Source organism: Streptomyces sp. NRRL S-340 (genome assembly GCF_000720185.1).
GTDB lineage: Bacteria > Actinomycetota > Actinomycetes > Streptomycetales > Streptomycetaceae > Streptomyces.
This window is the reverse complement of record NZ_JOIY01000002.1, coordinates 62,637-75,791: the sequence shown is the minus strand read 5'-3', so window position 1 is coordinate 75,791 and position 13,155 is coordinate 62,637. Positions and strand designations below refer to the sequence as shown.

Below are 13,155 nucleotides of genomic sequence, written 5' to 3'. Positions count from 1 at the left end.
TTCCGGGCTTTCGGAACTGTCAGGGCTTCGGGGATGGTCAGGGCTTCGGGGACGGTCAGGGCTTTCGGGGGGTCAGGCGGGACAGCGACCGGTCCGGCACGCTGCTCACCAGGAGCAGCACCGATCCGGCGACCATGAACAGGGCCAGGCCGTGCAGCCCGCCCGTGTCGGCGCGGCGCGGGAAGTACCCCGCGGTGGCCGCGGAGGCGGCCAGCGCGCCGAGGTACATGAAGGTGCGCAGCAGCCCGGCGGCGGAGGCGATCCGCGCGGGATCGGCCTGCCGGTAGAGCGCGTTCTGGTTGGCGAGGCCGATCAGGCCCTGGGGTATGCCCATCAACACCCCGGCGAGCAGCAGCAGCCACAGCGGGCTGCGGGCGCCGGTGAGCAGCAGGACGGCACAGGCGGCGACCTGCACGGCCGCGCCGACGACGAGCTTGGCGCGGACGGCCTCGCGGCGACCGGTCAGGGTGGAGACGACGAGCGCGGTACCGGACAGCGGCAGCAGCACCAGCCCGGCCGTGGAGGCGCCGAGTCCGCGTCCTTCCTCCAGCCACTGCGTGTAGCCGTACATGAAGGCGTACGTGGTGGTGTAACCGAGCAACTGGCGCACGTACGTGGCCAGCAGCGGCACGTTGCCGCCCAGCACCCGCAGGTCGACGAAGGGCTCGGCGGCCCGCAGCTCCCGCACCGCGAAGGCGGCGCCGGCCGCGACGGCGAGCACCGGCAGGTACCAGCGGTCCGCCCGCGGCTGCATCAGGAACAGCATCAGCGACACGAGCGTGCCGGCGAACAGGACCATGCCGGGCAGGTCGACGTCCCGCCGCGGCCGCCCGCCGTGCGTGTTCCGCGGGACGCTCGCCCCCGGCGCCCGGCTCGCCTCCCGCGTCCCGCCGGTCTCCGCCTGCCGGGCCGGCCCGGGTTCGCCGGGCAGGCGCAGGGCGCCGAGGACCAGGCAGGCCGCGGACAGCGGCACGTTGACGGTGAACACGGCCCGCCAGCCGCCGGCTCCGATGAGCAGACCGCCGAGGGCCGGGTCGATCACGGCCACCGTCTGGTTGGCGACGGCGAGCGCGGTCAGGACGCCCGCCGGGCTGTCCCGCCCGGTGCGCTCGGCCTCGCGACGGGTGAGCTGCATGGACGCCGGATACGCCGCGGAGGTGCCGAGACCGAGCAGCACCCGCGCCCCGACGAGCGCGCCGAGCGACGGCGCGAGCGCTCCCAGCAGGCCCGCGACCCCGACCAGGGCCGTACCGGCGAGGTAGAGGCGGCGGGGGCCGTACGTGTCCACCAGCCGGCCGATGACGGGCTGTCCGACGGCGGTCGCCAGATACAGCGCGGAGACCAGCCAGACGGTCTGCGCCGGGGGCGCCCCGAATGCGGTGCCGATCGGGACGAGGGCCACCGCGATCATCGACGAGTTGACCGGGTTCAGCACCGAACCCAGGATCATCGGGGCGATCAGCCGGCGGTCGAAGGCATCGGGGGCCGCGCCCACCGCCGCTCGGGCGCCGCCCGGCCGGCGGACGAGCCTGGACCTCACGACCGCGTCAGCCGTTCCATCAGCGTGAACGCCTCGACGAGGGTCTGCCGCTCGGACTCGGTGAACCGGTCCTCCAGCGCACGGGTGAGCCACTCCTCGCGGATCTGCCGGTCGCCCTCGATGCGCTCACGGCCGCCCTCCGTGAGGGTGACGAGCTGGCGGCGGCCGTCGTCGGGGTCGGGGCGGCGCCGGATGAGCCCGCGCTGCTCCAGAGCGGCCAGCGTCGTGGCCATCGACTGCGGCCGGACCCCCTCGGCGGAGGCGAGGGCGCTCGCCGTGGCGGCGCCGTGCTTGCCGACCAGGGTGAGCGCCGACACCTGGGACGGCGTCAGGTCCTCGTCCTGCGCGACCTCACGGATCCGCCGCCGCAGCCGGCTGAACACCACCCGCAGATCGCGTGCGGCCCGCGCGGCGGAGGCGGAGACACCCTCGGGCACTTCTTCGCTGCGCTGCTGCTCCATGCCGTCACCGTAGATCCGACAGGTGAAACTGTCCAGTCTGGACTGAACAGTTTCGCCTGCCGATCGGGCGGAGCAGCGCGGGCGGCCGGGGGCGGGGGCCGGGCCGCGCGCAGTACGCTGACGAGGTGCGTCTGCTGCTGATGTCGGACACCCACCTCCCCAAGCGCGCCCGGGAGCTGCCCGGCGAGCTGCTCGCCGAACTCCCGCGCGCCGACGTCGTCCTGCACGCCGGGGACTGGGTCGACATCGCCACCCTCGACCTGCTGGAGAGCCGCAGCCGCCGGCTGATCGGCGTGTACGGCAACAACGACGGCCCCGGCCTGCGCGCCAGGCTCCCCGAGGTGGCCCGCGCCGAGCTGGGCGGGCTGCGGTTCGGCGCCGTCCACGAGACCGGGCCCGCCCAGGGCCGCGAGGCCCGCTGCGCCGCCCGCTTCCCCGATCTGGACGTGCTGGTCTTCGGGCACAGCCACATCCCGTGGGACACCACGGCGCCCACCGGGCTGCGGCTGCTCAATCCGGGGTCCCCGACCGACCGGCGCCGCCAGCCCCACTGCACCTACATGACCGCGACGGTCGCCGACGGCCGCCTCGCCCAGGTCGAGCTGCACCGCCTGCCGCCGCGCCGGACCGGGTGACCGGGACGGCCGCGCGGGACGGCGAAGGCGCCGGGCCCGACGGCGGCAGCCGGGGTCGCCGACGGCGGTGACGGGGTGGCCCGTGCCGTCGCCGAACAGGCCCGCCGGCAGGAGGCGCTGGGCGACCGAGGTGTCCTGGTACCCGTCCAGGAGGACCACCCGGAACTCGTCGGGCAGCACCCGGCCGACCTCCGGGAGGCGGGCGAGCCGCGCGGCGAGGGCGATCTGGTCCGGACCGGGTGACACGGCCCGCCCGAACGGCCCGCGCCGGGCTCCGGCCTGAGCGGAACGGCCCGGTCCGGGTGGTACTGGTGACCCCATGTCCGACATTCCGCCCGCACCTCTGCGCCGAGCCGTGCGGCCCGCCCGCCGGACGGGCTCACCGCGCACCGTCCTCCTCGTCATGTGCGCCGGCTACTTCCTGGTGCTGCTCGACGTCACCGTCGTCAACGTGGCGCTGCCCCGGATCGGCGCGGCCCTGGGCACCGGCGTCGCCGGGCTCCAGTGGGTGGTGGACGGGTACGCGCTCGCGCTCGCCTGCCTGATGCTCACCAGCGGCACCGCGGGCGACCGCTACGGGCACCGGCGGGTCGTCCTCGCCGGGTTCGCCGTCTTCGGGGCCGGTTCACTGGCCTGCGGCCTCGCCCCCGACGTGCCGGTGCTCGTCGTGGCCCGGATCGTGCAGGGCGTGGGCGCCGCACTGCTGCTGCCCGGCACGCTGGCCGTCGTCGGCCGTGCCTTCCCCGAGGACGCCGCCCGCGCGCGGGCGATCGGACTGTGGGCGGGCGTCGGCAGCCTCGCCCTGCCCGCCGGGCCGCTGCTCGGCGGGGTGCTCGTCGACGGCCTCGGCTGGCGCGCCGTCTTCCTGGTCAACGTGCCGATCGTGCTCGTGGCCCTGGTCCGGTCCGCCGCGGTCCTGGACGAGAGCCGCGAGAGCGCGGCCCCGCCGCTCGACCTGCCCGGCATGCTGCTCGGCGGGCTGCTGCTGTGCGCGACGACGTACGCCTTCATCCAGGGCGGCCGCTCGGGCCCCGGCGCGCCGCGGGTTGTCGCGGCCGCGGTGACCGCCCTGCTCGCCCTGGCCGCCCTGGGCGTCGCCGAGACCCGGCGCGGCGAGAACGCCATGCTCCCGACCGCCCTGCTGCGGCGGCCCGCCTTCGCCGCGGCGAACACCGCCGCCGGAATCATGAACCTGGGCACACTCGGCACCCTGTTCGTGCTGACGCTCTTCCTCCAGACCGTCCAGGGCCGCTCCGCCCTCCAGGCCGGGCTGGTCCTGCTCCCGCTGTTCGCGCCGCTCGCGGTGATCGCCCCCTTCGGCGGACGGATCACCAGCCGGACGGGAGCACGGCTGCCCGCGGCGGCCGGTCTGCTCTGCGCCGCCGCGGGGCTCGCGCTGCTGGCCCGCGCCGCACCGCACTCGTCCTTCCCGGTGCTGCTGCCGGCGCTGCTGCTGTGGGGCGTGGGCCTGGGCGTACTGACCCCGGCCGTCGTGGCGGCGGCCGTCGCCGCCGTGCCGGGGGAGCGCTCCGGACTCGCCTCGGCCGTCAACAACACGGCCCGTCAGACCGGGGGCGCGATCGGTATCGCGGTGGCCGGGGCGGTCGCCGGACAGCCCGACGACCCGGACCGTTTCCTGTCCGGCCTCCACGCGGTGGCGCTCGGTTCGGCGTGCCTGTACGCGGCGGCCGTCATCCTGGTGCTGGCCCTGCTGCCCAGGGCGGCACGCAGGAGGGCGGCCCCTTGACAGGGGCCGCCCCGAGGTCACACTTCCCTTTCTCGTTTCCGACTTCTCGGCGAGATCCGGGCCGCTCCGTGCGCGAAAGCGGCCCGGCAGCTGCGAGTACGCGCTGTCACGGACCTCCTTCCAGAGGGGTGTGTGCAGCACATGTGCCACAGAGGCGTGCACGCCTCATCCGTTGTGAGCCGCCTACCCCGTTCGTCAGGGATGAACCCCGCTATCCAAAAAATTCTGCAGATGCCGTGAATGCGTGAATGACGGAGAAGAGGAGGCCGTGCGTCGGGTGTGGGTTGTGCGCGCGCTCGGTCAGCGGCCGCGCCCGCGCCGCAGCCGTCGTACGCCCAGGACGAGCAGCGCCACGGCCACGGCCGCCCCGGCGGCGACCGGAGCGGCACGCCTGGCGACCGGCAGGGCCGCGACGCGCAGCAGGTCGACCGGCTCGTCGCCCGCCGCGGCCCGCGCGGCGGCGGCCGGCTGGACGCCGTTGCCGGGGGCGGTGCCCCCGCCGCTGCCCGGGCCCGGGGCCGGGCCGGGACCGGGACTGGCGGCAGTGGCGGGAGTGGCGGGAGTGACGGGAGTGGGGCCGGGCAGGGTCCCGGCGCCCGCTGTCTCCTGCGGCGCCGCGGCGGCCAGCCGTCCCGCCAGGCAGTCGGCGAACTGGCCCACGAGCCGGTCACCCACCTCCGCGAGCACCCCGCGCCCGAACTGCGCGGGCCGCCCGGTCACGGTCAGCTCCGTCCGCACGGAGACCTCCGTGACGCCGTCGTGCTCGCGCAGCGTGCCCGTGACCGTGGCCCGCGCCGTTCCCTGCCCCCGTGTCTCCCGGCCGCCGGCGACCAGCACCAGGCGGTGGGCCCTCTCGTCCTGCTCCTCGAAGACCGCCGTCCCCTTGTACGTCACCGTGACCGGCCCCAGCCGCACCTTGACCGAGCCGGTGACGGTCCTGCCGTCGTACGCCTCCACCACCGCCCCCGGCAGGCACGGGGCGACCCGCTCGATGTCGAGGAGCGCCCGCCAGGCGTCGTCGACGGGGACGGGCACGGTGAACCCGTGGTGCAGTTCCATGTCTTCCTCCTCGCGTGCGGGTCCTGCGGGGCGCCTTCGGGCTCAGGCGGAACCGTTCGTGTGGATGGCTCCCGCCGTCGCGGTCAGCGGGGCCCCGGTGCCGCCCCAGCGCAGCGAGATGATCTCGGCCGCGACGGACACCGCCACCTCCTCGGGCGTACGGGCCCCGAGGTCGAGGCCGACCGGGGAGCGCAACCGGGACAGCTCGGCCTCGGTCACACCGGCCTCCAGCAGACGCTGCACCCGGTCGTGGTGGGTACGGCGGCTGCCCATGGCGCCGATGTAGGCGGCGGGCCGGCGCAGTGCCTCCTCCAGCAGCGGCACGTCGAACTTCGGGTCGTGCGTCAGGACGCAGATCACCGTGCGTTCGTCGGTGCCGGTCGCGTGCAGGTAGCGGTGCGGCCAGTCCGCGACCACCTCGACGGCGTCGGGGAACCGCTTCGGCGTGGCGAAGACCGGGCGGGCGTCGCACACCGTGACCCGGTAGCCGAGGAAGGCACCGATCCGGGCGACCGCGGCCGCGTAGTCGATCGCGCCGAAGACCAGCATCCGCGGGGGCGGCGCGAAGGAGTGCAGGAACACCGAGACCGCGTCCTCGCGGCGCTCGCCGCGCGGGCCGTAGTGGCGCGTCCCCGTGGCACCGAGGGCGAGTTCGCCGCGGGCGTCGGCGGTGACCGCCACGTCCAGACCGGGCTCGCCCAGCGTCCCCGCCACCGTGTCCGGCCACACGGCGAGGGTCGCCCCGCGCGGCGCGGGCCCGTCGGTCACGGTCGCCATGGTCACCGGCTCGCCGGAGGCGACCGACGCCGCCACGGCGCCGAAGGCCGGGTCCGACTCGACCGTCACGGGCCTGACCAGCACACCGATCTCACCCCCGCAGGTGAGCCCGACCGCGAACGCGTCCTCGTCGCTGTAACCGAACGTCGCCAGGCGCGCCTCACCGCTCGCCACGACCTCCTGGGCCAGGTCGAAGACCGCGCCCTCCACACAGCCGCCGGACACGCTGCCCACCACCTCGTCGTCCGGTCCCACGGCCATCGCCGCACCCGGGTCACGCGGTGCGCTGCGGCTCACCGTCACCACGGTGGCGAGCCCGAACGGCACGCGCGCCGCGTACCACCGTTCGAGCACCGGAAAGATGTCACGCACGCTTCCGTTCCTCCCTGTACCGGCGTTCCCCGCCGCCCTCCGGCCCCCGCGCGGGACTGTCCGGCGGCCGGCCCGGCGCGGGACGTGCCGCACGGCCCACGGTGTCCGCAGCGGGATGTTCCGCACGGCCCACGGCGTCCGCAGCGATCCGTGCACCAAAGGATCGCCGGCCGCCCGGCGGTGCCTGCGGGGCCGCCGGCGGGCAGGCACCGTCCGTGCCGTCCGGCCGCCCGCCCACCGTCGCGTCCGCGCCGCCCGTATCCGTCCCGCCCGCGTCCGCGCCGCGCACCACCGCGGCCAGCCGTTCCAGGGCGGCCAGGCTGTGGCCCTCGACGAAGGCGTCCACGCTCGGCAGCGCCGCCGCCATGCCGGCGGCCAGGGGCGCGTAACCGGGCCGGGCCTTGCGCGGGTTGGCCCACACCACCCGGTGGGCCAGCCGGTGCAGGCGGCACATCTGGTCGGCGAGCACATGCGGATCGCCCCGCTCCCAGCCGTCGGACAGGAGCACCACGACCGCCCCGCGGGCCATGCCGCGCCGGCCGAAGCGGTCCAGGAACTCCCGCAGCAGCTCGCCGAGCCGCGTGCCGCCGCGCCAGTCGGGCACCGCCTCGGCGACCGCCGCCATGGCCAGGTCCGGGTCGCGGTGGGACAGCTCCCGGGTCACCCTGGTCAGCCGGGTGCCGACGGTGAACACCTCCGTGCGCCGGCCCCGGACCGCCGCGTGCGCGAACCGCAGCAGCGCGTCCGCGTACGGCGCCATCGAGCCGCTGACGTCGACGAGCAGCACCACCCGCCGGGGCTGCTGCACCCGGGCGTACCGCCGCAGCAGAGCGGGCTCGCCGCCGCGCCGCAGCATCTCCCGCACGGTGCGGTGCGGATCGACCGCCCCGTGCCGGGCCGGCCGCCGCCGGGCGGTGCGCCGTGACCGGCCGCGCAGCGCGAACGCCGCCAGCAGCCGGCGCACCTGTGCGCGTTCGGCGGCGTCGAGCCCGGCGAAGTCACGGTGGCGCAGCACCTCCGCCGGACTGGCGAGCGAGGCGACGGGCGGTCCGTGCCGCCGCTCGTCCGTGGCGTCCTCGCGCCGCCCGGCGGGCGCCTGCCGCACCACGGGGCGGAGCCGGGGCGGCGGAGCGGTCCGTACGGGCTCGCGCGGCGGCTGCCCGGGGGCGGCGCCGAAGTACGCGCCGAACACCCGCTCGTACCGCTCCAGGTCGTCCAGGTCCCCGCACAGCGTCAGCCGGCCCGCCCAGTAGACGTCCGCCCGCACCCCCGGGCGCAGCGCGTCCACCGCCCGCAGGAAGGCGTGGACCCGTTCGCTGCTCACCGCCACCCCGGCCGCGCGCAGCGCCCGCGCGAAGCCGAGCAGCACCGCGTCCGCGCGCGGCGCCCCGGTCCCCTCGCCGGCGCGGTCACCACCGCGGGGACGGCCCTCCCCACCGGACCGGCTTCCGCCGCCCGGGCCGGCTCCGCCCGTCCCCGCGCCCCTTCCGTTCCCCGTCACGCCGGCCCCGCTCCCCGGGGCGCCAGGATCGCCGCGAAGTCCAGGCCGCGCGCGCGGGCCATGTCCTCGCGGTACTTCAGGACCGAACCCAGCGTGGCCACCGCCAGTTCCGCGTCGACCTCGTCCGCGCCCAGCACGTCCAGGGCACGCGCCCAGTCGAGGGTCTCCGCGACGCCCGGAGGCTTGAGCAGGTCCTCGGCGCGCAGCGCCTGCACCAGGGCGGTCACCTGCTCCGCAAGGCGCGCCGACACCCCGGGCAGCCGGCGGCGCACGATGGCCAGTTCACGGGCGAAGCCGGGATGGTCGAACCAGTGGTACAGGCAGCGCCGCTTGAGCGCGTCGTGCACCTCACGGGTGCGGTTGGACGTCAGGACCACCACCGGCGGCACCTCCGCCCGCAGCGTGCCCAGCTCGGGAATCGTCACCTGGAACTCCGACAGCACCTCCAGCAGGAACGCCTCGAACTCGTCGTCGGCCCGGTCGATCTCGTCGACCAGCAGCACCGACGGCTGGGTCTGCAGCGCCCGCAGCAGCGGCCGGGCGACCAGGAACCGCCGGTCGTACAGCTCGCGCTCCAGCCGGTCGGCGTCCCTGACACCGGCGGCCTCGGCCGCCCGCAGGTGCAGCAGCTGCCGGGGGAAGTCCCAGTCGTACAGGGCCTGCGAGGCGTCGATGCCCTCGTGGCACTGCAACCGGATCAGCGGCGCGTGGAGCGCTTCGGCGAGGGCGCCGGCGAGCGCGGTCTTGCCGACGCCCGCGTCCCCCTCGCAGAAGACCGGCCGGTGCAGGCGCAGCGCCAGGAAGCAGGCCACGGCGAGCCCGTCGTCGACGAGGTAGCCGGTCTGCTCCAGGCGGGCGCGCGCCTGCTCGGGGCTGTCGATGGGGGCGATCGGCGCTCACCTCGTCCCGGTGGCGGCCAGGACCGCCCGCTCGGTGAGGACCCGGGCCAGGTGCGCCCGGTACTCGGGTGAGGCGGAGGCGTCCCGTGAGGGCCGGGTGCCGTCGGCCGCCGACCGGGCCGCCCGCGCCACCGCGCCGGCGTCCCCGGCGCCGGCCAGCGCCTCCTCGGTGGCCGCGGCCCGCAGCGGGGTCGCGCCCATGTTGGTCAGGGCGATCCGTGCCTCGGCGATGTGGCCGCCGTCGCGGCGGACGAGCGCGGCCACGCCGACCATCGCCCAGGACTGGGCGACCCGGTGGAACTTCTCGTACCGGAAGCCCCAGCCCTCGCGCCCGGGCACCCGCACCTCGGCCAGCACCTCGTCGGGCGCGAGGGCGGTCTGCAGGTAGTCGGCGAAGAAGTCGCGCGCCGGGATCGTGCGCCGGCCGTCCGGCCGCACGGCGACGAGTTCGGCGTCCAGCGCCAGGGCCACCGCCGGCAGGTCGCCTGCCGGGTCGGCGTGGGCGAGGGAGCCGCCGAGGGTGCCCCGGTGGCGTACGGCGGGGTCGGCGACCGTCTCGGTGGCCTCGGCCAGCAGCCCGGCGTACCGGCGCACCAGCGGGTCGTGGATGACGTCGTGATGGGTGGTCAGCGCGCCGATGACGAGCGTGCCGCCCTCCTCGCGGACCCCGCGCAGTCCCGGGATCCGTCCGACGTCGACGACCAGTTCGGGGAAGGCCAGGCGCAGCCTGAGCAGCGGCAGCAGGCTCTGCCCGCCCGCCAGGACCTTGGCGTCCTCGCCCGCGTCGGAGAGGACGCGCACGGCCTCGTCGAGCGTGGCGGGCCGGACGTAGTCGAAAGCGGGGGGAATCATGCCGAGGCCTCCTCGTCCGCCGTCCCGGACGGCCGCGCGCCCCGGACCGCCTCCCAGACCCTCTCCGGTGTGCAGGGCATCGGCACGTCGTGCACGCCCAGCGGGCGCAGCGCGTCCACGATCGCGTTGACGACGGCCGGGGTGGACGCGATCGTGCCCGCCTCGCCGACGCCCTTGACGCCCAGCGGGTTGGAGGCCGCGGGCGTCTCGGTGCGGTCGGTCACGAAGTCGGGCAGGTCCGCCGCCGAGGGGATCAGGTAGTCGGCCATGGTGCCGGAGACCAGGTTGCCCTCGGTGTCGTACACCGCCTCCTCGTACAGCGCCTGCGCGATGCCCTGGGCGAGACCGCCGTGCACCTGCCCCTCGACGATCACCGGGTTGATCACCCGGCCGACGTCGTCGACGCAGACGTAGGACCGGATGCGGGTCCGCCCCGTCTCGGTGTCGACCTCGACCGCGCACAGGTGGGTGCCGTGCGGGTAGGAGAAGTTCTCCGGGTCCAGCACGTGTTCGGCGTTCAGGGTGGGTTCCATGCCTTCGGGCACGTCGTGCGAGGTGAACGTCTCGAAGGCGACCTCCTGGATGGTCCGGCGGGCGTCCGGTGAGCCCTTCACCGAGAACACGCCGCCCTTGAACTCCAGGTCGTCCTCGCTGGCCTCCAGCAGGTGGGCGGCGACCCTGCGCGCCTTCTCCACCACCTTCTCGGCCGCCCGGTGCACCGCCGACCCGCCCACGACCAGCGACCGCGAGCCGTAGGTGTCCATGCCCTGCGGGGCCACCAGCGTGTCGCCGTGCACCACCTCGACGTCCTCGAACGGCACGCCCAGCACGTCCGCGGCGATCTGGCTCCAGCAGGTCACGTGCCCCTGCCCGTGCGGGCTGGTCCCGGTGACCACCTCGACCTTGCCGGTGGGCAGCATCCGGATGCTCGCGGCCTCCCAGCCACCTGCCGAGTACCTCAGGTCGCGCAGGACCCGGCTCGGCGCCAGTCCGCACATCTCGGTGTACGTGGACACGCCGATGCCCAGGCGTACGGTGTCGCCGCGCCCGTTGCGCCCGGCCTGCTCGGCGCGCAGTTCCTCGTACCCGAACAGGGCGAGCGCCTTCTCGGTCGCCGCCTCGTAGTCGCCGCTGTCGTAGGTCAGGCCCGCGATCGAGGTGTACGGGAACTCCTCGTGCCGGATCCAGTTGCGCCGCCGCACCTCGATCGGGTCCAGGCCGACCTCGGCGGCGAGTTCGTCCATCGCCCGCTCGATGGCGTACGTGGCCTCCGGACGTCCGGCGCCGCGGTAGGCGTCGGTCGGGGTGCGGGTGGTGAACACGCCCGTGCAGTCGAACTCGTAGGAATCCATCTTGTAGATCGCCGGGTACATGAACGCGCCCAGGATGGGGATGCCGGGGGTGACCAGCATCAGGTAGGCGCCCATGTCGGCGAGGAGGCGGACCTTGAGGCCGAGCAGCTTTCCCTCACGGGTCGCTGCGATCTCGACGTCCTGGATCATGCCGCGGCCGTGGTGGGTGGCCAGGTAGCCCTCGGAGCGCGACTCGGTCCACTTCACCGGCCGGCCGAGCTCGCGGGCGACGGCCAGCGCGACGGCCTCCTCGCCGTACACCTGGAGCTTGGAGCCGAAGCCGCCGCCCACGTCCGGGGCGACCACCCGCAGTTTGTGCTCGGGGACGCCGGTGACCACGGAGAGCATGATGCGCAGGATGTGCGGGATCTGGGTCGCGGAGTACACCGTGTACTCGCCGGTGGCGGCGAGCGGGGTGACGACGACGGCGCGCGGTTCCATGGCGTTGGGGATCAGTCGCTGCTGCCGGTAGCGGCGTTTGAGGACCACCTCCGCGCGCTCGCGGACCGCCTCGAAGTCGTCGCCGGCGCGCAGCGGCCAGTCGTAGGCGCGGTTGGTGCCCTTGTCCGCGTGGACCAGCGGGGAGCCTTCGGCGAGCGCGGCCTCCAGGTCCAGGACGGGCGGCAGCGGCTCGTAGTCGACCTCGATCGCCTCCAGCGCGTCGGCGGCGGCGTACCGGTCGCGGGCCACCACGACCGCCACCGGGTCACCGGCGTGCCGGACCTCGTCCAGGGCGAGCGGCGGGTGGTCGGGCAGCACCATGTCCTCGGTGACCGGCCAGGCGCAGGGCAGCGAGCCCAGGCCGTCGGCGAGGTCGCGGCCGGTGAACACGGCGACCACGCCGGGGCGTTCGAGGGCGGCCGAGACGTCGACGCGTGCGATGCGCGCGTGGGCCATGGGGCTGCGCAGGAACGCCAGGTGCAGCAGCCCGGTGACGGAGATGTTGTCGGTCCAGGTGGTCTGGCCCGTGATCAGCCGCGCGTCCTCCTTGCGCAGCCGGGCCCGGCCGACCTCCCTCTCGACGGCCTGGCCGGTCATGCCGTCACCTCCTGCGCGCGGGCGGGGCCGGCGTCCCCGGCCTCGGCCGCGGCGAGCACCGCGCGGACGATGTTCTGGTAACCGGTGCACCGGCACAGGTTGCCCTCCAGCGCCTTGCGCACCTGCTCGCCCGTCGGGTGCGGGTTCTCGCGCAGCAGATCACGCGCCGCCATGATCATTCCCGGGGTGCAGTAGCCGCACTGGAGGGCGTGCCGCTCGTGGAAGGCGCGCTGCAACGGCGTCCACTCGCCGTCCTTCGCCAGCCCCTGGACGGTGGTGACCTCGCCGCCGTCCGCCTGGACGGCCAGCACCGTGCAGCTCTTCACGCTCATACCGTCCAGCTCCACCGTGCAGGCACCGCAGTTCGAGGTGTCGCAGCCGATCGGCGTACCGGTCAGGCCGAGCCGGTCACGCAGGTAATGGACCAGCAGCAGACGGGGTTCGACCTCGTCCTCGTACGTCGTGCCGTCCACCGTGACCGAGATGTGGGTCATGGGCCCTCCAGAGACCGAATGGGCGTACGTGAGGGAAATCAGCGACCAGCGTGATGTACGTCACTCTATGGCCGGGCTCCGGGCAGGGCGAGTGGTGCGACGCGGTTCACCGGACACCGCGACGGCGCCCGGGTCCGCGGCAAGGCCTCCGAAGCCGCTGCCGCCGCGCGCCCGTCTCTGCCGCACCGCCTGGCTCACCGGCATCCGCTCGGCGACGCCGTCGGCGAACCTCGCGCCGCGCCCCACGGCCTTCGCGCCCCGGCCCTGGAGACCGTCCTCGTCCCGGCCCCCGGAACCGACCGAGGCGCCCTGCACCTCGCGCTCACCCGGCCCGCAGAGCAGATCCCGTTGGTCGGGCTGCGCCACGGCCCCGGCAGAGCCGCCGGCCACCAGGGCCTCGACAAGAGCATGTCGAGCACCGGCGCCGG

Annotated in this window: 11 protein-coding genes and 1 pseudogene; 3 read left to right on the top strand and 9 right to left on the bottom strand. The window is 75.4% G+C overall.

Going from position 1 to position 13,155, the window contains the following annotated elements:
• Positions 1–55 precede the first annotated feature (55 nt).
• Together IG64_RS01615 and IG64_RS01610 are read right to left on the bottom strand one after the other, a co-directional pair.
• A complete protein-coding gene (locus IG64_RS01615) occupies positions 56–1,540 on the bottom strand; it encodes an MFS transporter (RefSeq protein ID WP_037851115.1) in 1,485 nt (494 codons plus the stop codon).
• Positions 1,537–2,001, bottom strand: coding sequence for a MarR family winged helix-turn-helix transcriptional regulator (locus IG64_RS01610; RefSeq protein ID WP_051812242.1), 465 nt, complete (start codon positions 1,999–2,001; stop codon positions 1,537–1,539). Before IG64_RS01610 ends, IG64_RS01615 begins: the two co-directional genes overlap by 4 nt.
• A 125-nt stretch (positions 2,002–2,126) precedes the next feature.
• On the opposite strand from IG64_RS01610, the gene IG64_RS01605 reads away from it, so the two are divergent.
• From IG64_RS01605 to IG64_RS01600, 3 genes are all read left to right on the top strand, one after another.
• On the top strand, positions 2,127–2,636 hold the full coding sequence (locus IG64_RS01605) for a metallophosphoesterase family protein (RefSeq protein ID WP_037851114.1): 510 nt from the start codon (positions 2,127–2,129) through the stop codon (positions 2,634–2,636).
• 75 nt (positions 2,637–2,711) lie between these two features.
• Positions 2,712–2,879, top strand: a complete 168-nt coding sequence (locus tag IG64_RS43170; protein ID WP_158771442.1) for a hypothetical protein — start codon at positions 2,712–2,714, stop codon at positions 2,877–2,879.
• Between the two features lie 76 nt (positions 2,880–2,955).
• Entirely contained in the window at positions 2,956–4,383 is a 1,428-nt protein-coding gene (locus IG64_RS01600) for an MFS transporter (protein ID WP_234438346.1), read from the top strand.
• A gap of 300 nt (positions 4,384–4,683) precedes the next feature.
• On the opposite strand, the gene IG64_RS01595 is transcribed toward IG64_RS01600, so the two are convergent.
• The 7 genes and pseudogenes from IG64_RS01595 to IG64_RS01565 form a co-directional block, all read right to left on the bottom strand.
• Entirely contained in the window at positions 4,684–5,442 is a 759-nt protein-coding gene (locus tag IG64_RS01595) for an SRPBCC family protein (protein WP_037851113.1), read from the bottom strand.
• A gap of 42 nt (positions 5,443–5,484) precedes the next feature.
• Complete coding sequence (locus IG64_RS01590) at positions 5,485–6,591, bottom strand: XdhC family protein (RefSeq protein ID WP_037851112.1); 1,107 nt, start codon at positions 6,589–6,591, stop codon at positions 5,485–5,487.
• Positions 6,592–6,865: 274 nt separating this feature from the next.
• Positions 6,866–7,960, bottom strand: a pseudogene (locus IG64_RS01585) (vWA domain-containing protein); the annotation flags it as partial.
• Positions 7,961–8,088: 128 nt separating this feature from the next.
• Entirely contained in the window at positions 8,089–8,982 is an 894-nt protein-coding gene (locus IG64_RS01580; protein ID WP_037851109.1) for an AAA family ATPase, read from the bottom strand.
• A gap of 6 nt (positions 8,983–8,988) precedes the next feature.
• A complete protein-coding gene (locus IG64_RS01575; RefSeq protein WP_037851107.1) occupies positions 8,989–9,843 on the bottom strand; it encodes an FAD binding domain-containing protein in 855 nt (284 codons plus the stop codon).
• Positions 9,840–12,233, bottom strand: a complete 2,394-nt coding sequence (locus IG64_RS01570) for a xanthine dehydrogenase family protein molybdopterin-binding subunit (RefSeq protein WP_037851105.1) — start codon at positions 12,231–12,233, stop codon at positions 9,840–9,842. The genes IG64_RS01575 and IG64_RS01570 overlap by 4 nt, the downstream gene beginning before the upstream one ends.
• Complete coding sequence (locus IG64_RS01565; RefSeq protein ID WP_037851102.1) at positions 12,230–12,727, bottom strand: (2Fe-2S)-binding protein; 498 nt, start codon at positions 12,725–12,727, stop codon at positions 12,230–12,232. Before IG64_RS01565 ends, IG64_RS01570 begins: the two co-directional genes overlap by 4 nt.
• Positions 12,728–13,155: the final 428 nt, after the last annotated feature.

Coding starts and splice junctions, on each gene's coding strand:
- IG64_RS01610 (WP_051812242.1), bottom strand. CDS start 2,001: ATGGAGCAGCAGCGCAGCGAAGAAGTGCCCGAGGGTGTCTCCGCCTCC.
- IG64_RS01600 (WP_234438346.1), top strand. CDS start 2,956: ATGTCCGACATTCCGCCCGCACCTCTGCGCCGAGCCGTGCGGCCCGCC.
- IG64_RS01595 (WP_037851113.1), bottom strand. CDS start 5,442: ATGGAACTGCACCACGGGTTCACCGTGCCCGTCCCCGTCGACGACGCC.
- IG64_RS01575 (WP_037851107.1), bottom strand. CDS start 9,843: ATGATTCCCCCCGCTTTCGACTACGTCCGGCCCGCCACGCTCGACGAG.
- IG64_RS01570 (WP_037851105.1), bottom strand. CDS start 12,233: ATGACCGGCCAGGCCGTCGAGAGGGAGGTCGGCCGGGCCCGGCTGCGC.
- IG64_RS01565 (WP_037851102.1), bottom strand. CDS start 12,727: ATGACCCACATCTCGGTCACGGTGGACGGCACGACGTACGAGGACGAG.